This window comes from Streptomyces sp. NPDC092370 (assembly GCF_044755265.1).
Classification (GTDB): domain Bacteria; phylum Actinomycetota; class Actinomycetes; order Streptomycetales; family Streptomycetaceae; genus Streptomyces.
In genome coordinates this window covers 258,923-277,657 of record NZ_JBIVQO010000005.1, presented here as the reverse complement: position 1 = coordinate 277,657, position 18,735 = coordinate 258,923, and the positions used below count along the sequence as shown (strand labels likewise).

The 18,735-nt window shown below is 69.2% G+C and carries 24 protein-coding genes and 2 tRNA genes; 16 read left to right on the top strand and 10 right to left on the bottom strand.

Annotation, left to right across the window (positions count from 1 at the left end; all coding sequences use genetic code 11):
- The first annotated feature begins 69 nt into the window (after positions 1–69).
- Positions 70–324: a cell division protein CrgA gene (gene crgA / locus ACIQHQ_RS18190; RefSeq protein ID WP_402612904.1), complete on the top strand. Its 255-nt coding sequence runs from the start codon at positions 70–72 to the stop codon at positions 322–324.
- A 254-nt stretch (positions 325–578) separates the two neighbouring features.
- Here the strand turns inward: crgA and ACIQHQ_RS18185 are convergent, their stop codons facing one another.
- On the bottom strand, positions 579–1,469 hold the full coding sequence (locus ACIQHQ_RS18185; RefSeq protein ID WP_402612903.1) for a rhomboid family intramembrane serine protease: 891 nt from the start codon (positions 1,467–1,469) through the stop codon (positions 579–581).
- Between the two features lie 87 nt (positions 1,470–1,556).
- Positions 1,557–2,084: a peptidylprolyl isomerase gene (locus ACIQHQ_RS18180; protein WP_402612902.1), complete on the bottom strand. Its 528-nt coding sequence runs from the start codon at positions 2,082–2,084 to the stop codon at positions 1,557–1,559.
- A gap of 338 nt (positions 2,085–2,422) precedes the next feature.
- On the opposite strand from ACIQHQ_RS18180, the gene ACIQHQ_RS18175 reads away from it, so the two are divergent.
- Positions 2,423–3,124 (top strand): DUF5324 family protein, encoded by a 702-nt coding sequence (locus ACIQHQ_RS18175; protein WP_402612901.1) that lies wholly within the window; start codon positions 2,423–2,425, stop codon positions 3,122–3,124.
- Positions 3,125–3,279: 155 nt separating this feature from the next.
- Here the strand turns inward: ACIQHQ_RS18175 and ACIQHQ_RS18170 are convergent.
- Positions 3,280–3,352 (bottom strand) — tRNA-Ala (locus ACIQHQ_RS18170).
- A gap of 181 nt (positions 3,353–3,533) precedes the next feature.
- On the opposite strand from ACIQHQ_RS18170, the gene ACIQHQ_RS18165 reads away from it, so the two are divergent.
- Together ACIQHQ_RS18165 and ACIQHQ_RS18160 are read left to right on the top strand one after the other, a co-directional pair.
- Positions 3,534–4,082, top strand: coding sequence for a DNA-binding protein (locus ACIQHQ_RS18165; RefSeq protein ID WP_190900819.1), 549 nt, complete (start codon positions 3,534–3,536; stop codon positions 4,080–4,082).
- Positions 4,083–4,330: 248 nt separating this feature from the next.
- Entirely contained in the window at positions 4,331–5,821 is a 1,491-nt protein-coding gene (locus ACIQHQ_RS18160; RefSeq protein WP_402612900.1) for a protein kinase, read from the top strand.
- Between the two features lie 38 nt (positions 5,822–5,859).
- Here the strand turns inward: ACIQHQ_RS18160 and ACIQHQ_RS18155 are convergent, their stop codons facing one another.
- A complete protein-coding gene (locus tag ACIQHQ_RS18155; protein WP_402612899.1) occupies positions 5,860–7,122 on the bottom strand; it encodes a hypothetical protein in 1,263 nt (420 codons plus the stop codon).
- A gap of 228 nt (positions 7,123–7,350) precedes the next feature.
- Positions 7,351–7,479: a DLW-39 family protein gene (locus ACIQHQ_RS18150; RefSeq protein WP_003999697.1), complete on the bottom strand. Its 129-nt coding sequence runs from the start codon at positions 7,477–7,479 to the stop codon at positions 7,351–7,353.
- 337 nt (positions 7,480–7,816) lie between these two features.
- Here ACIQHQ_RS18150 and ACIQHQ_RS18145 point away from each other — a divergent pair, with 337 nt between their 5' ends.
- Complete coding sequence (locus tag ACIQHQ_RS18145) at positions 7,817–8,179, top strand: DUF6344 domain-containing protein (RefSeq protein WP_402612898.1); 363 nt, start codon at positions 7,817–7,819, stop codon at positions 8,177–8,179.
- Positions 8,180–8,349: 170 nt separating this feature from the next.
- On the opposite strand, the gene ACIQHQ_RS18140 is transcribed toward ACIQHQ_RS18145, so the two are convergent.
- Positions 8,350–8,703: a VOC family protein gene (locus ACIQHQ_RS18140; RefSeq protein ID WP_402612897.1), complete on the bottom strand. Its 354-nt coding sequence runs from the start codon at positions 8,701–8,703 to the stop codon at positions 8,350–8,352.
- A 371-nt stretch (positions 8,704–9,074) separates the two neighbouring features.
- Here ACIQHQ_RS18140 and ACIQHQ_RS18135 point away from each other — a divergent pair, with 371 nt between their 5' ends.
- Positions 9,075–9,485, top strand: a complete 411-nt coding sequence (locus ACIQHQ_RS18135; RefSeq protein WP_402612896.1) for a VOC family protein — start codon at positions 9,075–9,077, stop codon at positions 9,483–9,485.
- A 476-nt stretch (positions 9,486–9,961) separates the two neighbouring features.
- Here the strand turns inward: ACIQHQ_RS18135 and ACIQHQ_RS18130 are convergent, their stop codons facing one another.
- Positions 9,962–10,627, bottom strand: a complete 666-nt coding sequence (locus tag ACIQHQ_RS18130) for a YdcF family protein (protein WP_402612895.1) — start codon at positions 10,625–10,627, stop codon at positions 9,962–9,964.
- On the bottom strand, positions 10,624–11,418 hold the full coding sequence (locus tag ACIQHQ_RS18125) for a GntR family transcriptional regulator (RefSeq protein ID WP_402612894.1): 795 nt from the start codon (positions 11,416–11,418) through the stop codon (positions 10,624–10,626). Before ACIQHQ_RS18125 ends, ACIQHQ_RS18130 begins: the two co-directional genes overlap by 4 nt.
- Before the next feature lie 163 nt (positions 11,419–11,581).
- Here ACIQHQ_RS18125 and ACIQHQ_RS18120 point away from each other — a divergent pair, with 163 nt between their 5' ends.
- The 10 genes from ACIQHQ_RS18120 to ACIQHQ_RS18075 all read left to right on the top strand — a co-directional run bounded on the left by ACIQHQ_RS18120 (position 11,582) and on the right by ACIQHQ_RS18075 (position 17,700).
- Positions 11,582–11,911, top strand: a complete 330-nt coding sequence (locus ACIQHQ_RS18120) for a hypothetical protein (protein ID WP_062929322.1) — start codon at positions 11,582–11,584, stop codon at positions 11,909–11,911.
- A 2-nt stretch (positions 11,912–11,913) separates the two neighbouring features.
- Positions 11,914–13,254 (top strand): FtsK/SpoIIIE domain-containing protein, encoded by a 1,341-nt coding sequence (locus tag ACIQHQ_RS18115; protein ID WP_402612893.1) that lies wholly within the window; start codon positions 11,914–11,916, stop codon positions 13,252–13,254.
- Between the two features lie 78 nt (positions 13,255–13,332).
- Positions 13,333–13,986, top strand: a complete 654-nt coding sequence (locus ACIQHQ_RS18110) for a DUF2637 domain-containing protein (protein ID WP_402612892.1) — start codon at positions 13,333–13,335, stop codon at positions 13,984–13,986.
- Between the two features lie 20 nt (positions 13,987–14,006).
- Complete coding sequence (locus tag ACIQHQ_RS18105) at positions 14,007–14,195, top strand: mobile element transfer protein (RefSeq protein WP_208783122.1); 189 nt, start codon at positions 14,007–14,009, stop codon at positions 14,193–14,195.
- Positions 14,196–14,210: 15 nt separating this feature from the next.
- Positions 14,211–14,366: a hypothetical protein gene (locus tag ACIQHQ_RS18100; RefSeq protein ID WP_389443966.1), complete on the top strand. Its 156-nt coding sequence runs from the start codon at positions 14,211–14,213 to the stop codon at positions 14,364–14,366.
- A gap of 14 nt (positions 14,367–14,380) precedes the next feature.
- Positions 14,381–14,686, top strand: coding sequence for a SpdD protein (locus ACIQHQ_RS18095; protein ID WP_402612891.1), 306 nt, complete (start codon positions 14,381–14,383; stop codon positions 14,684–14,686).
- A 90-nt stretch (positions 14,687–14,776) separates the two neighbouring features.
- The gene (locus tag ACIQHQ_RS18090; RefSeq protein WP_402613070.1) at positions 14,777–14,959 is read left to right on the top strand and encodes a hypothetical protein; all 183 of its coding nucleotides are present in this window, start codon (positions 14,777–14,779) and stop codon (positions 14,957–14,959) included.
- Between the two features lie 7 nt (positions 14,960–14,966).
- On the top strand, positions 14,967–16,358 hold the full coding sequence (repSA, locus tag ACIQHQ_RS18085) for a replication initiator protein RepSA (protein WP_402612890.1): 1,392 nt from the start codon (positions 14,967–14,969) through the stop codon (positions 16,356–16,358).
- The gene (locus ACIQHQ_RS18080) at positions 16,355–16,543 is read left to right on the top strand and encodes a helix-turn-helix domain-containing protein (RefSeq protein ID WP_402612889.1); all 189 of its coding nucleotides are present in this window, start codon (positions 16,355–16,357) and stop codon (positions 16,541–16,543) included. The genes repSA and ACIQHQ_RS18080 overlap by 4 nt, the downstream gene beginning before the upstream one ends.
- A gap of 74 nt (positions 16,544–16,617) precedes the next feature.
- Positions 16,618–17,700 (top strand): tyrosine-type recombinase/integrase, encoded by a 1,083-nt coding sequence (locus ACIQHQ_RS18075; protein ID WP_402612888.1) that lies wholly within the window; start codon positions 16,618–16,620, stop codon positions 17,698–17,700.
- Between the two features lie 55 nt (positions 17,701–17,755).
- Here ACIQHQ_RS18075 and ACIQHQ_RS18070 read toward each other — a convergent pair.
- Positions 17,756–17,832, bottom strand: a tRNA-Ile gene (locus ACIQHQ_RS18070).
- A gap of 99 nt (positions 17,833–17,931) precedes the next feature.
- Positions 17,932–18,726 (bottom strand): DUF3566 domain-containing protein, encoded by a 795-nt coding sequence (locus ACIQHQ_RS18065; RefSeq protein WP_402612887.1) that lies wholly within the window; start codon positions 18,724–18,726, stop codon positions 17,932–17,934.
- Positions 18,727–18,735: the final 9 nt, after the last annotated feature.

Sequence of the window (18,735 nt, the reverse complement as noted above, 5' to 3'; positions counted from 1 at the left end):
CCCTCACGCTGCCCCAGACCGACCCAGTTACCTGCGCGGCCACGCAGCGCATCGACAGGAGAGACCCTCGTGCCGAAGTCACGTATCCGCAAGAAGGCCGACTACACGCCGCCGGCCGCCAAGCAGACGACCGCCATCAAGCTGAGCAATCGTGCCTGGGTCGCGCCCGTCATGCTGGCCATGTTCCTCATCGGCCTGGCCTGGATCGTCGTCTTCTACGTCACCGACGGCTCGCTGCCGCTCGACTCTCTGGGCAACTGGAACATCGTGGTCGGCTTCGGCTTCATCGCCGCCGGCTTCGCCGTCTCGACCCAGTGGAAGTAGCGGTCACCGGAAGGTGAACGCAGCTCTGCCCAGGGCTGTTCAGTGAGTTATCCACAGCGGTTTTCCACATGGGGAAAAGAAAGACGATCTGTGGATAACTCGCGGGACGTTGACGCCGGTATGACGGAAGTACCGGCACTCGAAAGTCTGTTCGCCCCCTGCCTGACCTGCGGAAACGCTGGTCAGTGACAGGGGGCACATGTGTTCCCGCACAGCGTGCACAGGATCCGGTACACGCTGTGGACAACGCCTGCTCAGACGAGCTGCGCGGTCCTCAGAACGGTCATCAGAACGACCACTCCCAGGACCAGGGCGCAGGTGCCGTACTGGACCAGGGCGCGCCGCTCGCGCGGGGCGTGGACCATGGCGTATCCGACGACGACACCGGCGACGAGGCCGCCGGTGTGGGCTTGCCACGAGATGTTGAAGCCCGGGCTGAAGGTGAAGATCAGGTTGATCACCAGCAGTGCGATGATCGGCCGCAGGTCCTGGTTGAGCCGGCGCATCAGCACGGCCGTGGCACCGAAGAGGCCGAAGATCGCACCGGAGGCGCCCAGTGTGGCCGTGTTCGGGGAAGCCAGCAGGTAGGCCAGGGCACTGCCCGCGAGTCCGGAGATGAAGTAGAGCGCGAGGTAGCGGGCGCGGCCCAGTGCGGCTTCGAGCGGGCCGCCGAGCCACCACAGGCTGAGCATGTTGAACGCGATGTGCCAGATCTCCTGGTGCGTGAACATCGACGTCACCATGCGGTACCACTCGCCTCCCGCCACGCCCTGGGTGGGCGTGAATGGCGCGGGCGGCCAGGCGCCGAGGAGGACGAGGTCGCTCAGCAGTGCCTCGTGGACCTGGACGGCGATGAACACGGCCAGGTTGATCCCGATGAGGATCTTGGTCAGCAGCCGGGGGTCGGCGGCGATGGAACCGCCCGCGATCGTCCGGGGCATGGCGGCCGTGGGCGAGTGGCCCGTGCCGGAGCCGGTGCGGACGCACTCGGGGCACTGGAAGCCGACGGAGGCGTTGACCATGCACTCGGGGCAGATCGGGCGCTCGCAGCGGGTGCAGCGGATCCCGGTCTCGCGGTCCGGGTGGCGGTAGCACATGGGGACGCTGTGGGCGTCCTGCGGGCTGCCCGCAGCCTGGTCGTCCATGGTCTCCCCTAGATCGTGTGAGAAAAGCCCGCCCCGCTCATCCTTACGGATGAGCGGGGCGATTGGTTCCCTGCGGGAGCCTTACGCTCAGCGGGTCTCCACAACGACCGACTCGATGACCACGTCGTTCAGCGGTCGGTCGGTGCGCGGGTTCGTCTGGGTCGTGGCGATGGTGTCCACGACCTTCTGGCTGGCCGCGTCGGTGACCTCACCGAAGATGGTGTGCTTGCGGTTCAGCCACGCGGTCGGGGAGACGGTGATGAAGAACTGCGAGCCGTTGGTGCCCGGGCCGGCGTTGGCCATCGCCAGCAGGTAGGGCTTGTCGAAGCGCAGGTCCGGGTGGAACTCGTCTTCGAACTGGTAGCCGGGGCCGCCGGTGCCGTTGCCCAGCGGGTCACCGCCCTGGATCATGAAGCCACTGATCACCCGGTGGAAGACCGTGCCGTCGTAGAGCTTGTCGGTGGACTTCTGACCCGTCTCCGGGTGGGTCCACTCCCGCTCGCCCTGGGCGAGCTCGACGAAGTTCTTGACCGTCTTGGGCGCGTGGTTCGGCAGAAGCCGGACTTCGATGTCGCCGTGATTGGTCTTCAGGGTGGCATAGAGCTGCTCAGCCACGATCTGCCTTCCGTTGTCTTTCCGTGACCCCCTGATCCTCGCACGGAGCAGCCCCGGCGTCGCCCGAGCTCGGCGCAGCGGGGGGAAACCCTCGGCGGGGTTCACAGAAAACCGGTCGAGTAGTCCCGGGGCGGGGGCGCGCGGCGGGGATCCGTGGCATTGTCGACGACAAGCTCCTGTTGCCCCCTATTTTGTCCGGTATCGCACTCGATCGGCACTGGATGCCGATTCGCGTGACCCGGATGCCCGTCCGCGCATGCCTGGTCGTGCACCGGGAGGCATGATCCGTAAAAGGGTGGAAAGTCGAAATACCGTACGCCACCGAGGAGGAGGAACCCGTGACCCGCATCGACAGCGTGCGCGCCGCGACTGGTTCGGCGAAGGACAGCGTGCTGCACGCCGCGGAAGTGGTGGCGCCCTACGCCGACACGGCCAAGGACAGGGCCGCGCACTACGCACACGAGGCACGCGTACGGCTAGCGCCCAAGGTGACGCAGGCCGCAGGGCAGGCGCGCGTCCAGTACGGCACTCTTGTGCAGCCGTATCTGGAGCAGGCCCGCACGCATGTGCCGCCGAAGGTCGACCAGGCCGCCCAGGAAGCCGCCGAACGTACCCGCAAAGTTGCCCGCCAGGCGGCGGAGTACTCCAGGCCGATGATCGAACAGGCAGTGGCCGCGGCCGTGCCTGTCACGGCCGAGGCCGCCGCCCGGAGTGCGGCCGCCATGGCCGCGCTGCGCGGTCAGGTCTCGTCGAAGGAGATCCAGAAGCTGGTCCGCAAGCACGAGAGGCGGGCCAGGGCCGGCAAGGCCATGAAGACGCTGGTGATCCTGGGTGCCGTGGCTGGCGGTGCCTTCGCCGCGTGGAAGTGGTGGGACAAGCAGGCCAACCCGGACTGGCTGGTGGAGCCGCCGGCCGCGACGGAGGTCCCCGAGTCGGGGAACCTGTCCTCCGTGGACGGCACGGGCCAGGCAGTGCTGGATCCTGAGGTCGAGGCGAAGCAGGCCGAGGACGAGGCCGCGCAGCGCGACGACCGTTCCTGAGGGCGCCGGATTCAACAGCACGGCGGGGCGGGAGACTTGAGGGTCTCCCGCCCCGCCGTGCTGTTTCACGTGAAACATGCGTCACCGGAATCCGCCCGGAAACGCACCATGCCCCCCGAGGCTGCGTTTCCGCAGCTCGGAGGGCATTTCCGGAGTGGAGCCTAGGGGAGTCGAACCCCTGACATCTGCCATGCAAAGACAGCGCTCTACCAACTGAGCTAAGGCCCCGGAAGGTGACATCGCGCCGGAGGAACCGCGTCCCGGCGGGCGTCGAAGACCAGAGTACCGGGTCACCCCCATGGTTCCGCAAAAAGATTGGGGGTCCCCGTCGTCGACCACTCTCCGTAAGATGCTCGGCGTGGTTCGCTACCGCGAACCGCCGTACATGGGGAAGCGATGGGGAGACGCAATGGACGCCGCACAGCAGGAAGCGACCGCAAGAGCGCGGGAACTGCAGCGGAACTGGTACGGGGAGCCGTTGGGGGCGCTCTTCCGTAGGCTCATCGACGATCTTGGTCTCAACCAGGCTCGTCTCGCGGGGGTTCTGGGACTGTCCGCTCCGATGCTGTCGCAGCTGATGAGCGGTCAGCGGGCGAAGATCGGCAACCCGGCCGTGGTGCAGCGGGTGCAGCTGCTCCAGGACCTGGCGGGGCAGGTCGCGGACGGCAGCGTGAGCGCGGCCGAGGCCACTGAGCGCATGGAGGAGATCAAGAAGTCACAAGGGGGCTCGGTGCTCAGCAACACCACACAGACCACGAGCAGTTCGGGGGCGCCCACGGTCAAGCGCGTCGTGCGCGAGATCCAGTCGCTGCTGCGGTCGGTCGCGGCGGCGGGCGACATCATCGACGCCGCCGACACCCTCGCCCCGACCCATCCGGAGCTGGCAGAGTTCCTCCGGGTCTACGGGGCCGGCCGCACCTCGGACGCGGTCACGCACTACCAGTCCCACCAGAGCTGATCCCCGGCCCGGCCGCCGAAGGGGGTTCGGCAGCGGGCCGCGGGTGAGGTGACGGGGGACGCGTCACGGTACGGGCGGGCACGAGGGGGCGTGCGCCGCACGGGGGACCGGTTGATGTGAGGGGGACGTATCGCTCATCGGGGGAGTCGGGGGGCGTCAGGGGGAGCCGTTTCGCCCGTCGGGGAGTCGTAGCGCTCGCCGAGGGGAAGCCAGGGGGGAAGCCGCAGGGGGAGGAGCGACGTACAGCCATGGGTGAGATCTTCGCCGGCCGGTACGAACTGGTCGACCCGATCGGACGCGGAGGGGTCGGTGCCGTCTGGCGCGCCTGGGACCACCGCCGCCGTCGCTACGTGGCCGCCAAGGTACTGCTCCAGAGCGACGCGCACTCACTGCTGCGCTTTGTCCGCGAACAGGCCCTGCGGATCGACCACCCCCATGTGCTCGCCCCCACCAGCTGGGCCGCCGACGACGACAAGGTCCTGTTCACCATGGATCTGGTGGCGGGCGGATCCCTGGTCCATCTCGTCGGGGACTACGGCCCCCTTCCACCGGCTTTCGTCTGCACCCTGCTCGACCAGTTGCTGGCGGGCCTGGCCGCGGTGCACGCGGAGGGCGTGGTGCACCGGGACGTCAAACCCGCCAACGTGCTCCTGGAGGCCACCGGCACGGGCCGGCCGCGGCTGCGGCTGTCCGACTTCGGCATCGCGATGCGGCTGGGCGAGCCCCGCCTGACCGAGACCAATCTCGTCGTCGGGACGCCCGGTTATCTCGCGCCCGAGCAGATGATGGGCGCCGAACCGGACTTCCCCGCCGACCTGTTCGCCGTAGGACTGGTCGCGCTGTATCTGCTGGAAGGCGCCAAGCCGGACAGCAAGGCGCTCATCCAGTACTTCGCCGAGCACGGGACGCCCGGTGCGCCCAAGGGCATTCCGGAGCCGCTGTGGCAGGTGGTGGCCATGTTGCTCCAGCCGGACCCGGAGGCGCGGTTCCGTACGGCGACGGGAGCACGCAAGGCACTCGCCGCAGCCGCGGAGCTGCTCCCCGAGCCGGGCCCGGACGACGAGTTGATCGAAATCTTCGACCAACTCGGCCCGCTCCCCCGGGGGTTCGCCCCCGAGGGACCGCTGGAGAGGGCGAAGGGACTGGGTCCGCGAGCGCAGCCGTCCGGCCCGGAGACGGGCGAGGAGCAGTCCCGGCGGGGAGCGGACGAGGCGGACCTGCCGGTGCCCGGCGGGCAGCCCGCCGACGTGTCAAGCCCTGCCTGGTCCCAGGCGAGCGCGCCGTCGGTACCGTCCGACCCGCGACGGACCACCGACCCGTCGGCCGCCGCCCAGCCGTTTTCCATGTCGGACACCGGCAGCTTCCCGCTGCCGCCTCCGCAGGCCACCGTCACCACGACCCCGCTGCCCGGACCGCCACGCCCCACACCGACTCAGGGCCCGCACCCGCAGGCTCCGGTCTCCCCTTACGAACCCACGCACCCGTTGTCCACCGCCCAGCCGCTCCCACCCGTGTACTCCGGCCCGTCCCTGCCCCCTGCGGAGCAGTACCGCACGGACGCCTCCACCGCCTCGTACACGGTGTGGACTCCGCAGGCCCCGCCAGTCGCCCAGGCTCCGTCGAGGCACCGTGCGCAGAGGCCTTCCCGCCCCGGCCCTCCGGCCAAGGTGGCGGTACCACTGCTGCTCCTGGCTCTGGCCTGTTACGCCGTGGGCTTCTGGGCACTGACCCGCATCTGAGGGTCCGGCGGCCCGGTCGGGGGGCGTCCGGCTCCCCTTTACGCGGCGTTCCTCCGCCGAGCCACCAGAGTCCACACCCCGAGCCCCACCAGTAGCGCGCTGCCAGTGCCGATCCCGCCCACGGCGAGCGCCCTCATCGCGGTGTCATCGCCCCCGGCCACGCCCTGTGCAGCCGCCTCCCGGTCCTCGTCCGAGACCTCGAAGACACCCTTCGGCTCGGACTCCCCCGCGTACTCGGGCCCGCTCCGCGCCTCACCGCTGACCCGGATCCGCAGCGTCATCACGAACGGCCCGTCGCCGAAGGTGTCGGCGACGCCCTCGGAGAGATGGGCGACGAGGTAGTGGGAGCCGGCGAAGCGCAGCGCGCTCACCTGCGCGGTGGCCGCGTAGCGGTTGGCGTGGTCGACCGGTGGGAGCGGGGGCAGGCTCCCGGACTTCTGGCCGCCGTCGTAACCGACACCCACGTCGGCGACGTGACCGCGTGCCGGGTTGTAGAGGGCCAGGTTCAGCGCGTCAGAGGCGTAACCGGTGGCGTCGGAGCCCGAGCTGCCGAGCTCGGCGGTGACGGAGACCTGCTGTCCCCAGTCGACGGGCACCGTGTAGAAGAGTGTCTGGCCGGGCCGGATGTCGTCCCGCCAGACTCCCTGGTCGAGGGGGGTGGCACCGGTGAACCCCGCGCCGCCCTTCCGGCGCTGGGACTGTCCCTGGACCGGCTGGGGCGTGGCGGAGTTCCACACCCCGGGCGCGCTGGTCGGCCCGGTCTTCGCCGTCCGCGGTTCCGTCATGGCGAGGAGTTCCAGGTCCCAGGCGTCCGGCGAGGAGCCCTCGCCCTCGGGATCGACGCGCTCGACCGACACGTAGTACGCCCCCGCCTTGCGGCACAGCGACTTGTTGGGAGAGATCTCGCGCATGCCCCACGCGGCAATGGGATGCGGGCTGCGGGCGGCCCCGAAGCCGGTGTTGTCGACGGAGCAGGTGTTCCCCTCGGCGTCCTGCACGGTCACTTTGACCCCGTCGATGACGGAGACGGTGCTGCCGGGTGAGGGGACGGCGGTGACGGAGACGTACGCGTTCGACACGGCGTCGAGTTCGAGGCCGTAGCTGACCTTGCCGCTGCTGGGCAGGGAGCTCTTGTAGGTCCGGCCGGGCTCCAGGAGGGCGGCGTCCCCGGTGCTCGTCGCGCCCTCGACGCTCTGCGCGCCGACAGCGAAGGCGTACGGGACCGGGGCGCCGGAGGCCTCTCCGGCAGCGTCCGCCTGGCCGGGTGTCACGGCCGCCGTCGTCCCCAGCACCACCGCCACAGCCCCCAGGCGTACGGTCCCCGCCGGACGGCCGCGCCACGCCCCCGCGCGCCGTCCCCGCGCCGTACGACACCGTCCCCTCACGCGCCACCCCTCACGTCGCCGGATCACAGAGCCCGTGAAACCGTGGCCCATCCTGCCGCGTCGGCCGGCTTCACGACCGGCCCTCGGCACACAAAACCCCGACCGCGAGGCGGCCGGGGTGTGCTCGGTCTGGGTTGTCGTGACTCACGAACCCGTGGGCACGGAGTCAGTCGCCTCCGTCCACAGATCCTGCTCGGCGCGATCCGCCTGGATCTGGCGGTACACGAGGAGCCCGCCGATGGCGGCCAGTGCGACCAGGAGAAGCTTCTTCACCGCGCTACCTCGTCTTTCCTTGACGTAGGGGACCTCTGGCGCCCGACTATACACACCGACCGAGACCGATCGGTGACCTGAGTCGGCTGTCAACTCCCGTCCCGGCAACCGGGATAGAAGCGGAGTATCCCGTTCTGATCGGAGGGTGATCACACCGGGACGGACGGTTACTTTGACCGCCCTTCGCCGCTCTTCCCGCCTTTTCACCCCCTTTGCGTCCATACGGGTGGTGTTCATCGGAACATCGACGCGCCACGGGCCGAGATCCACCACTTCTCGGCCCCCATACACATCATGAGGAAAGTACGCAAATCGCCCAACCCGAAAGTGAGGGGCCATGGCCCGGAACAAGGTCATGACGCTGTGGACCGCCATCGTCACCGCCTTCCTCGCGCTGTGCACGGCGCTCGGACTCGTCACCACGACCGCCGTCGCGGCGGTACCGCAGAGTGAGCAGAAGAGCAACAGCGGCGGAGCGAACATCCCGCAGCAGCGGACAGCGGCACCGGCGGCCTTCCCCTGGACCTCCCCCAAGGCCCTGCCCCCCACGATGAAGCAGCGCATCCACGCCGAGGCCCATGGCAAGACCCCCCGGTGCCGGCACCGCTCACCCGCGGAAACGGCGGCCACCCCCGGCACCGACTGCACCGATGAGGACCCCGACGCCGAGGCGGACCATCTCACGCCCCTGCAGCGCTGAACCTCCGGCAGGACGTCCTGGCGATCCCGCGTACAGAGCCCGGCAGCTCGACAGAGCCGCCGGGCTCACGCATGTCCCGGCCCTTTGGCCACGACCCGCACGAGGGCACACCGCAGAGACGGAAACCCCCCGACCGTCAGCGTTCGGGGGTCATCGCGCCGATGCGCTTGTCACTGCTTCCGCTGGCCGAGGACACAGAACTCGTTGCCTTCCGGGTCGGCCATGACGATCCACGACTGATCGCCTTGGCCGATGTCGACCCGCTTGGCGCCATGCGCCTCGAGGCGAGCCACTTCGGCGGCCTGATCGTCGGGCCTGAAGTCGAGGTGCAGCCGGCTCTTGGACTGCTTGGCCTCGTCGATGCGGACGAAATCCAGCCCAGGCATGCGATCCGGCTCGGGGCGGATCTCGAACTCCTCGTCGGAGGAGTACACCACCACCCAGCCCAGCGCGTCGGCCCACCACTGCCCCAGGGCCACCGGATCCACCGCGTGAACGATTACCTGTTCCCATTCCAAGGTCATTTACGGAGTCTAGGCACGGGGATGGTTCGAAAACAGGCGGTTCAAGCGCTGGGTGGGAGAACCGGACCGCGGCTGATGGCGACCCGCACAGCGAAGAACCCCAGTCGATATCGACTGGGGTTCTCGTCGCTGGTGGGGCTAACAGGATTTGAACCTGTGGCCTCATCCTTATCAGGTCGATCATGTGGGGTCATGGACGTCGGCCAAGTCGCTCTCGGCTTCGATGGATCGTCCGTCGGTGTTCGGCGCTGACCGGTGCCGGTCGCCTCTGTTGATGTCGGCCGTTGATGTCAGCGATGAGGGGCGCTCTTGACAAACCCAACACAGGGCCTGTCCCGAAGCCGGGTGTGAGCTTGTGCCAAGATCGCGGGATGCTGCGACTCACCGATTTCATTATCGACTGCCCGGACACGATGAAGCTGGCGGCTTTCTACTCCGAGCTGACGGGCCGTCCGATCAAGGAAGGCAGCTCCGAGAACTGGGCTGGCATCCAGTTCGGCGAGATCGAGCTGGCATTCATCCGGGTGGACGACTACCGCGCTCCGCAGTGGCCCGACAGCGAGCACCCCAAGCAGTTCCACCTCGACTTCGAAGTGGACGAGATCGAGTCCGAGCAGCGCCGCGTCCTCGACCTCGGCGCGACGCTAAGGCAGGACTTCATCGGCCCCAACGGCTACGGCTGGCAGGTCTACACCGACCCGATCGGCCACCCCTTCTGCCTGTGCCGCAACAAGGGCGTCATCTGGACCGACCAGGGCCCGATCTGGCCCAAGCGCGACTAATTAGCCGCCCACTTCCTCACCCAGCACTCTCCCCAGCTCCCATCCCGTCCGCCGTCGACCCACACACCGTGGAGCGGGCGTGGTTCATGGCGTCCAGGTGGAGCGCGCCACTGTACGAACGACCTGGACGCCATGGGCCGCGTCTGCTCGGCTCTGCCTGGGTCGACGGCGGACGGGATGGGAGCTCCCCACGCACGCCACTACGGACCCGCGGGCGGAAGCGGCCCCCCTCCATCCCGGTGCCGGCCGATCCCCCGCCGGAGGCATTGCCTTGACCGTGGGCCGCTCTATGCGGTGATCGACTCATGGCCTCCGGCCCTATCCACATGTGGGCGCGCGTCGGCGCAGCGCGGGCGGAGCGGGCCGAAGGCAGGAGCGGCGCCCGGAGCGGAGCCGGGAAGCGCGCCCGGCGGAGCGGAGCGCAGCCGGGGCTTGATGAGGTAGAGAAACCTGTAACAGCTCTCGCCCTGCAAGGGTCAGGCCGAAGGCACGTCGGTCGTCAGGAGTCGGCTCGTGAATCCGGCATGGCACAGGCGCTCGTACGCGTCGACCACGTCGGCAGGTAGGGGCTGGCTGATCATGAATCCCTGCTCCGGGTAGATCATCAGCCGCTGAAGCGCACCGACCAGCATGTCGATCACCAAGCGGGCGTCACCGATGGAGTCGACGTACTCGTCCAGCGTCATCGGACTGGAGGCGCTGACGACCTCGACTCCGGGCCAGAGCTTCCGCGCGGTGGCGTACGCCCGCCGCTCCTCGTACGGCTTGCTGATCAGGAGCACCGAGGACACCTCCACCCCGGCCTCCTCCAACAACTCTCGTGAGAAGCGGATGTTCTCGCCCGTGTTGCGGGCGCGAGGCTCGACCAGAACGTCACTGCTGGGGACCCCGAGTTCCACAGCCCGCTCCCGGTAGTGGACGGCCTCGCCGCGCGGCATGCGTTCCCGTGTCGTGGGGCTCGTGGCACCGGTGAAGATGAGCAGGGGGGCCATGCCGCGCTTGTACAGGTCCACTGCTCTGTCCGCCACGCCCAAGTCGTGGCTGCCAAGTCCGATGGCTACCGAGCACGGCCGGGGAGAGTGGCCCATCTGGTGGTAGTCCCACACGCGTCGGGCGTCTGCCCAATTCTGCGTCGAGATCACTGCTGCCCCTCCTTGTCCCTCGCCGAGTCGGGCACCTTGAAGTCGTACTCCCACGCGAAGCGCGACGCCGCATGTACCCCAATGGCGAATTCCACGACGGTGCCCTCGGCCGTATATGTCGTTCGGTGCAGCTCGACGACCGGTTCGCCAGGCGGTAGCTGCAGCTGCTTCACCTCGTCCGGTGTAGCAGCACGGGCAAACAATCGCTCCTGCATGTGATCGATCTCGTAACCCGCGTCGTACAGCACGCGAAATCCGCCGCCTCGGCCGGCGGGCCCCGGCGTGGGATCCACCAGGCGTGTTCCCTCCACGTGCTCGGGACGGTAGTAGCTGGTCAGCGTGTGTGTCGGTTGGTCGCCTTCCTTGACCAGTCGCGCGCGGGCGTAGACCTCGGCGCCTTCCGGCAGCCCATGTGCGGCCGCCACCTCCGGTGGCGCCACGACGCGAGTGACCGTCTGGGTCTGCTCGTTCCGGCGGTACCCCCGCCCGGAAGCCACACGGTCCGCAATGAAGGCGACCTCATCGCCGTCCCGCCACTTCGCCTTGTCGTACCTGGCGATGCCGAGACGCTTCAGAGGCACTCGCTCCCGCACGACAGTTCCGTGACCGCGAGAAGACGTCACCAGACCCTCGGCCTCAAGGGCCCTGTACGCCTGGTGGACGGTGGACTTGGAGCCCTCACCCGCTGCGACCAGCTCCCTGATCTGCGGGAGCTGCTGGCCGGGCGCGTACTCACCTCTCTTGATCTGTTCAGCCAGCTTGTCTGCCAACTCCCGCCACTTGGGCGCCATTGCACGACTCCTCTCGACACCACCAGTCAAGCACAGTCCCAGGACTGTTGACAGTCCTAGGACTGCGTGCCACAGTCTTGCCAAGCCCACCGCAGTCCTAGGACAGCGGGAAGGAAAGGCCTTCTTTGGGCTGCTTCAAAGCTGTGAGACATCAGGAGTGCTCATGCCGTCGTTCAAGATCGACACTTCGTCCGCTGTCGTGTTCGTGGCGACCGCACCCGTGCCGAAGCTGGCCAACGCCAAGACGGGTGAGCGGGCCATGGATCGGGAGACCGGCGCCCCGCTGTCGACCGTGGGTCTGCTGGTCTCGGACGAGGGGGAGGGGAACCTGTACCAGGTCACAATCCCGGAGACGGGCTACCAGGAGGGTCTGGCGCCTGGCATGCCGGTGAAGGTCGTCGGCCTGAAGGCGCGTGACTGGGAGAACGAGTTCAACGGCCAGAAGCGGCACGGAATCTCGTTCCGCGCGGTCGCGATCACACCGGTGGCCTGACCATGAGCGACCTGACGATGTGGCTGGAGGCCACGGGAGCCTTAGCGGGCGCCGGTGGTCTCGGCTACGCGAAGGTGCGTGCGCCGCGTGTGTACTGGTCGCTGGTCGGGATGCCGGTCACCTGGGGCCGCTTCATCCTCTCGTACCGCTCGACGATGGACGTGTGCGGGCTGACGGTGCACCCGTCAGGTCTGCGGGCGTTCATGACCCGCAACGTCGCTCGCCGTGAGGTTCAGCCGGTCCCGCCGAAGATCCGCCGGGTACGCGGCACCTCGACGGGACTGCGGGTCACCCTGCGGCTTCCCGCTGGTCTGGAGCCCGCCGACGTGATCGCTTCCTCCGAGCGGCTCCGGCACGCCTGGGGCGTCCACTCGGTGACCGTGGTCGAGACCAAGCCCGGCTTCGTGGAACTGCGGATGACCGGCTATGACGTGCTGCGCCACGTGCGGATGCCCCGCAAGTCCCGCCCGCAAGGCATGGCCGTTCCGGTCGCGGTGCGGGAGGACGGAACCGCGTTCGAGCGGGACTACCGCAAAGCCCCGATGGCGCTCACCCTGGGCGCCAACCACTCCGGCAAGTCCATGTACCAGCGCAATCTGATCAAGGGGCTGGCGCAACTGCCGGTGGCTCTGGTCGGGGTCGACTGCAAGCGCGGGGTGGAACAGTCCGCCTTCGCGCCCCGCCTGTCGGCGCTGGTCACCAACCCCGACGATGCCGCTTCACTGCTCGGTGTCCTGGTCGCGGAGATGGAAGCCCGCTTCGACCTGCTGAGCCGTCACGGCGTCTCGGACATGTGGGATCTGCCTGCCGAGGTGCGGCCAGTGCCGGTCGTCGTCCTGGTCGACGAGGTGGCTGAGCTGTTCCTGATCTCCTCCAAGAAGGATGAGGAGCGTCGGGAACGGATTGTCACCGCGTTGATCCGGCTGGCGCAGATGGCCCGCGCGATCGGCATCTACCTGGAGATCTGCGGACAGCGCTTCGGCTCCGACCTGGGCAAGGGCGCCACCATGCTCCGTGCTCAGCTCACCGGCCGCGTGGTGCACCGCGTCAACGACAAGCAGACCGCCGAAATGGGGCTCGCCGATGTGGCGCCGGACGCGGTCCCGGCAGCAAGCATGATCCCGATGAACCGTCCCGGAACCGCTGTCGCGGCGGACTCCTCCGGCGGCTGGTCGAAGATCCGCACCCCGAACACCTCGCGGGCCGAAGTGGTCGCGGTCTGCCGGGAGTTCGCCCACATGGTCCCGGATCTGCCGTTCCTCGATCCGTTCCGCCCTCACGTGCCCGCTCCCGCGCCGACGGCAGGTCCGTCGCTGGTCAAGCCCCGCCCGGTCACCGAGTAACGCCCGCTCCGCCTCGGGCGGTCGGCGATGCTCCCCGGCCCGCCCCTGGCCCGACTCCCTTGAAGGGAGGTGCCCCACATGTCTCGCTCGATTCGCCCGGACGCCGTGCTCGTACAGGCCGTCATTGCCGGTGCGCTGTCCTTCGCCCACCTGCACGACCTTGCCGCCGCTGCCGGACAGTCCGGCTGGAAAGCCTGGGCCTATCCGGTCTCGGTCGACCTGCTGTTGGTCGCCGCCTGGCATCGGCTGCGCTCGGCCCGCCGCGACCGGGCCGCCTGGACCTGGTTCGTGATCGCGCTGGCCGCGTCACTCGGCGCGAACATCGCGACCGCCGGTCTCCTCGACCTGGCCCACGTGCCCGCCTGGCTGCGCATCCTCGTGGCTGGCTGGCCTGCCCTGGCCTTCCTCGGCGGGACCCTCCTGGTCCACTCGCCCGTTTCTGCACCGCCTGGGGACGAACCGGCGGCGCCGGAAGTCGAGACGCACCGCACCGACGAACCCGCACCCGAACCGGCTCCCGCCTCGACCGTGCCGGAACTGACCCCGGCTCCGCCGCAGCCCGCGCCCAGCGTCCCCGCCGTTCCGGCCGCGCTGCTCGATCACGCCCGGAAGATCGCCGACGCACACCAGGTCTCTACCGGGTCCCCGATGCCCGCCGACGCTCTGTCCGCCCGGCTCCAACTGCCCGCCCCGATGGCCGACGCCATCGCCGCCGAACTCCAGCTCACCTGACCGGAAGGAAGAAGCCTCCCGTGACCGCCTACCGCCGCTTCCGCAACGTGATCCGCATCGGGCCCGTTCAGGTCGCCACCGCCTACGACGGCCGGGGCCGCGACAAGCACACCGCCGCCTGCACCGCCCCGGGCTGTGGCTTCGCCGCCGACTACGACACTCGCGCCGGCGCCGAGCTCGCCGCCCGCACCCACCGCTGCAAGGCCTAGAAGGGACAGCCCGCCATGGACGTACCGCTCTGGCTCGCTCTGCTCGTCGTCGGATGGCTCGGCGTCAAGCTCGCCCGCCCGCCCTGGTGGCTGGTCGCTGTGCTCCTGGTCGGCGGCTACCTCGTCGCCGGAAGCTTCCTCGCCCCCGCCCTCGGCTCCGTCCTCAAGTAGAAGGGAACCGTCTCGTGTTCACGCCGAAGTACCCGCCCCAGGACACCGCACCGCCCGCTACGGCCACCGCCCCGGCCGTCTACACCCCGGTGCCCCTCCAGCCGACGGCACCAGCACCGGTCGCCCCGGCCTCGAACCGGCCGACGGTCCAGCTCACCGCCGGTAGCGCTCTCGCCCTTGCCGCTGGCGGCGGCGCCGTGGTCCTCGTCGTCGGCGCGGTCGTGGTCTCACTCCTGCTCGCGGTCGCCATCACCGGCGTCTCCGTCGCCGTGGTCGCGGTCGTCCTGCGCCTGCTCATCAAGGACCTGCACAAGCACTGAACGGCCCCGGGGCGGCTCTCTCGCCAAAGACCGCCGCCCCGGCGCCTGCACCCCTTCCAGACCCATCGGACCCGAAAGGGAAGCCTCATGATGCCCCAGCACGCCCCGAACACGCGCGTCTGCCGCGACTGCGACGGCTTCGCCACCGCCGCCATTACCACCGGCACCCGCCACGCCGACGGCACCCGCGCCACCCTCCGCGTCACCTGCCTGACCTGCAAGGGCACCGGCCACACGGCCCCCGCCTCCGCGTTCGCCAAGACCGGGCGGTGACGACCGCGTGACCGACACCGCCACCATGGCGGGCCTGGACCCGGCCACCCTCGCCGACGTGCTGAGGCTGGCCGGGTCTCCGGACCTCGACCGCATCCAAGACCAGATCCGCCGCACCGGCGGCTGCTCCGACCCGATCCACCTGCAAGGCACCACCGTCACCCGCGACAAGGCCACAGGGCAGGTGCTGCACTCCTACTCGACCGACACCGAGCCCGGCGGTCGACTGCGCGTCGCCTGCGGCAACCGCCGCGCCTCCCGTTGCCCGGCCTGCGCCTGGACCTACGCGGGCGACACCTACCACCTGATCCGCGCCGGGCTCATCGGCGACCCCGACAAGGGCACCCCCCACACGATCCGGGACCACCCCCGGGTCTTCGCCACCCTCACCGCGCCCTCGTTCGGCCCGGTCCACAACCGCCCCGGCCACCGGCCCTGCCGCTGCGGCACCCGCCACAGCGAGGACGCACCCGAACTCGGCACCCCGCTCGACCCCGCCACCTACGACTACCCGGGCGCGGTGCTGTGGAACAACCACGCCTCCGAGCTGTGGCGCTACTTCACGATCTACCTTCGCCGCGAGATCGCCAAGCGGGCCGGACTGACCCAGAAGGCTGCCAAGGAACAGGCCCGCGTCTCCTTCGGCAAGGTCGCCGAATACCAAAAGCGCGGGGCCGTCCACTTCCACGCGGTGATCCGCTTCGACGGACCCTTCGGGCCCGACGATCCGCCGCCAGCCTGGGCCACCCTCGATCTGCTCACCGACTCCATCCATGCCGCCGCCGCCCGCGTCACGGTCGACGTGCCCGCCGCCGGGGACCAGCCCGCCCGGACACTGCACTGGGGCACGCAGCTCGACGTGCAGCCCATCGGCGCCTTCGGCCACGGCGAAGAGATCACCGAACAGGCCGTCGCCTCCTACGTCGCCAAGTACGCCACCAAAGCAGCCGAGACCACCGGCACCGTTGACCGCCGCATCGGCAACAAGGAAGCCCTGGTCCTCCTCGGCGTACCCGACCACCCCGCCCGGCTCATCGCCGCCTGCCTCGACCTCCACGCGCTCTACCCCGACCGCAAGCTCCGGAACTGGGCCCACATGCTCGGCTTCCGCGGCCACTTCTCCACCAAGTCCCGCCGCTACTCCACCACCCTCGGCGCCCTACGCCAGACCCGCGCCGACTACCGCGCCGCCCAGCAACGCGAAGCCCTCGGCCTGTCCGACCCCGACGACGAAGAAGCAACCACGCTCACCCTCGCCCACTGGTCCTACGCCGGCCACGGCCACACCCCCGGCGAATCCTGGCTCGCCGCCAACATCCGCCGCGACATCCAGCACAACCGCGAGATCGCGCGCGAGGAACGACCCGCCCTCCTCGACCTGGAAGGAGCCGCTCCATGACCACCGCTGCCCAGGAACTGCTGACCGTGCCTGAGGTCATGGCGCGATTGAAGGTGGGCCGCACCAAGGTCTACGACCTGATCCGTACGCACCGCCTCGTGTCCATCAAGGTCGACGGGTGCCGTCGCATCCCGGACCACGCGGTCCGCGACTTCATCGCTGGTCAGATCGGGGAGGCTGCCTGATGGCGAAGCGTCGACCCAACGGCGGCGGCACGATCGCTAAGCGATCCGATGGCCGGTACCAGGGTGCGGCCTACGTGACCGACACAGACGGCAACCGCGTGCGCAAGTACGTGTACGGCCGGACGTGGGACGAAGCGAATGAGAAGCTCGGCAAGCTACAAGACCAGGAGCGCAACGGCATCCCGGTGCCGTCCCGATCCTGGACGCTCGGCGAGTGGCTGGCCTACTGGTTGGAGCACATCGTCAAGCCGGAACGCGAGCACAACACGTACGTGAAGTACGAGTCCAAGGTGCGGCTGTACCTGCTGCCTCACCTCGGCAAGAAGCCGCTGGTGAAGCTCACCCCAGCGCAGATCCGGGCCTTCATGGCGGCCCTGGCCCGGGAGAAGGTCGGCGCTTCCGCTCGCTTCGAGGTCCTGCGGGTCCTCCGCAACGCCCTGAACCGGGCAATGCGCGAGGAGCTGGTCACGCGCAACGTCGCCCTCCTGGTCGACATGCCCAAGGTCACCAAGGCCAGGGGCACGGCATGGAACGCCCGGGAGGCCATCGCGTTCCTGCGGTCGGTCCGCGCCCACCGGCTCTACGCGGCCTGCGTCCTCGTCCTGGTCCTCGGGCTCCGCCGCAGCGAGGTACTCGGCCTGCGCTGGCAGGACATCGACTTCGAGGCCGGCCGCTTCACCCCGGTCAAGCAGGTACAGCGGGTCAAGGGCGTCGGCCTGGTCCTCAAAGACCTCAAGACGGAGTCCTCACAGGCCGTACTCCCGCTTCCCGAGTTCTGCGCCCGCGGCCTGGAGGAGCGGCGCGAGCTGCAAGCCCTGGAACGGAAGATCGCCGGTGAGCACTGGTCCCAGGAGCCGGACCATGACCTGATCTTCTCCGCCGAGCACGGCGGCATGATCGACCCCGTGGGCTTCTCCCGGACCTTTGATCGGCTCGTCAAGCGTGCCGGTGTCCGCCGGATCACCGTCCGCCTCGCCCGGCACACCTGCGGGACCCTGCTCGCCTTCCTGAAGGTGCACCCCAAGGTCGCTCAGGCGATCCTCCGACACAGCCAGATCAGCATGACCATGGATGTCTACACGCACGTGGTAGGGGACAGCGAGCGGGAAGCGGTCGGCATGCTCGCCGAACTCCTGGAAGATCCACTCATCGGCTGATGTCAGCCATGGATGTCAAAGACCCCCAGCCGGTATCGACTGGGGGTCTTTTCGCTGGTGGGGCTAACAGGATTTGAACCTGTGGCCTCATCCTTATCAGGGATGCGCTCTAACCAACTGAGCTATAGCCCCGCCGCGCTCTGCGGTGTGTGTCCCGCGCGCTGACTCCTGAAGATTAGCGCACGACATGCGCAGTCCCAAAATCGGTTGTCGGGACAACGTCAAAGGACGTCACTCGTCCTCGGCGAGCGTCAGCTCGACACCGCCCACGAAGCCCGCGGACAGGTTGTAGATGAACGCGCCGAGTGTCGCGAGAGCCGTCGCCAGGACCACGTCGATGACCGCGATGATCGACGTGAACATCAGGACGTTCGGCAGCGACAGGAAAGCCTGCAGGTCGAAGCCGTTGGACTCGTTCGAGCCGGTGGCCTCGGAGATCGTGCCGCCGATCGTCGAGAAGACGCCCATCGCGTCCATGACCATCCACAGCACCGCGGACGCGACGATCGTGCAGATGCCCAGGGCGATGGAGAGCAGGAAGCTGACCTTCATCACCGACCACGGGTCGGCCTTCGCCACCCGCAGCCGCGCCTTGCGGACCCGCGGAGTGGTGCGCGCTCCCGTGCGGGGACGCCGTGCGGCGCCGGTACCGGCACCCCCGGCCGCCTGCTGCGCCGGGTAGGCCTGCGGCGGGTGGTACGGCCCGGCCGCCTGCTGCGCCTGCCGCTCCCCGGGCAAGGGGGAGGCCGTGCCCGGCTCCTGGGCGGCCGGCTGCGGCTGTGTGCCGGAGACGGACGGGCCCGCGCCGGCCTTGTGCTGCTGGGTCTGCGGACCTCGGCTGTCCGTCACAGTTCCCCCCTGTGATTCATGCGCGTCAGGCGAGGGCGCGCCCTTGGCCGGGGACTTGATCGCCCTGAGGTTGGTCGTGTGCGGGTCCGCCGCACGCGCGGCGGAGCCACGACCGCCGTCGTCCGCTTCCGTACCCCTTGAGGTACCGGCCGGTCCGGCGCCCGTGGCTCCGCTCACGCTGACTCA

Excerpts from the sequence above, each read along its gene's own strand:
- ACIQHQ_RS18185 (WP_402612903.1), bottom strand. The coding sequence starts at position 1,469 with ATGGACGACCAGGCTGCGGGCAGCCCGCAGGACGCCCACAGCGTCCCC.
- ACIQHQ_RS18165 (WP_190900819.1), top strand. The coding sequence starts at position 3,534 with ATGGACGCCGCACAGCAGGAAGCGACCGCAAGAGCGCGGGAACTGCAG.
- ACIQHQ_RS18160 (WP_402612900.1), top strand. The coding sequence starts at position 4,331 with ATGGGTGAGATCTTCGCCGGCCGGTACGAACTGGTCGACCCGATCGGA.
- ACIQHQ_RS18145 (WP_402612898.1), top strand. The coding sequence starts at position 7,817 with ATGGCCCGGAACAAGGTCATGACGCTGTGGACCGCCATCGTCACCGCC.
- ACIQHQ_RS18140 (WP_402612897.1), bottom strand. The coding sequence starts at position 8,703 with ATGACCTTGGAATGGGAACAGGTAATCGTTCACGCGGTGGATCCGGTG.
- ACIQHQ_RS18135 (WP_402612896.1), top strand. The coding sequence starts at position 9,075 with ATGCTGCGACTCACCGATTTCATTATCGACTGCCCGGACACGATGAAG.
- ACIQHQ_RS18125 (WP_402612894.1), bottom strand. The coding sequence starts at position 11,418 with ATGGCGCCCAAGTGGCGGGAGTTGGCAGACAAGCTGGCTGAACAGATC.
- ACIQHQ_RS18120 (WP_062929322.1), top strand. The coding sequence starts at position 11,582 with ATGCCGTCGTTCAAGATCGACACTTCGTCCGCTGTCGTGTTCGTGGCG.
- ACIQHQ_RS18115 (WP_402612893.1), top strand. The coding sequence starts at position 11,914 with ATGAGCGACCTGACGATGTGGCTGGAGGCCACGGGAGCCTTAGCGGGC.
- ACIQHQ_RS18110 (WP_402612892.1), top strand. The coding sequence starts at position 13,333 with ATGTCTCGCTCGATTCGCCCGGACGCCGTGCTCGTACAGGCCGTCATT.
- ACIQHQ_RS18100 (WP_389443966.1), top strand. The coding sequence starts at position 14,211 with ATGGACGTACCGCTCTGGCTCGCTCTGCTCGTCGTCGGATGGCTCGGC.
- ACIQHQ_RS18090 (WP_402613070.1), top strand. The coding sequence starts at position 14,777 with ATGCCCCAGCACGCCCCGAACACGCGCGTCTGCCGCGACTGCGACGGC.
- ACIQHQ_RS18080 (WP_402612889.1), top strand. The coding sequence starts at position 16,355 with ATGACCACCGCTGCCCAGGAACTGCTGACCGTGCCTGAGGTCATGGCG.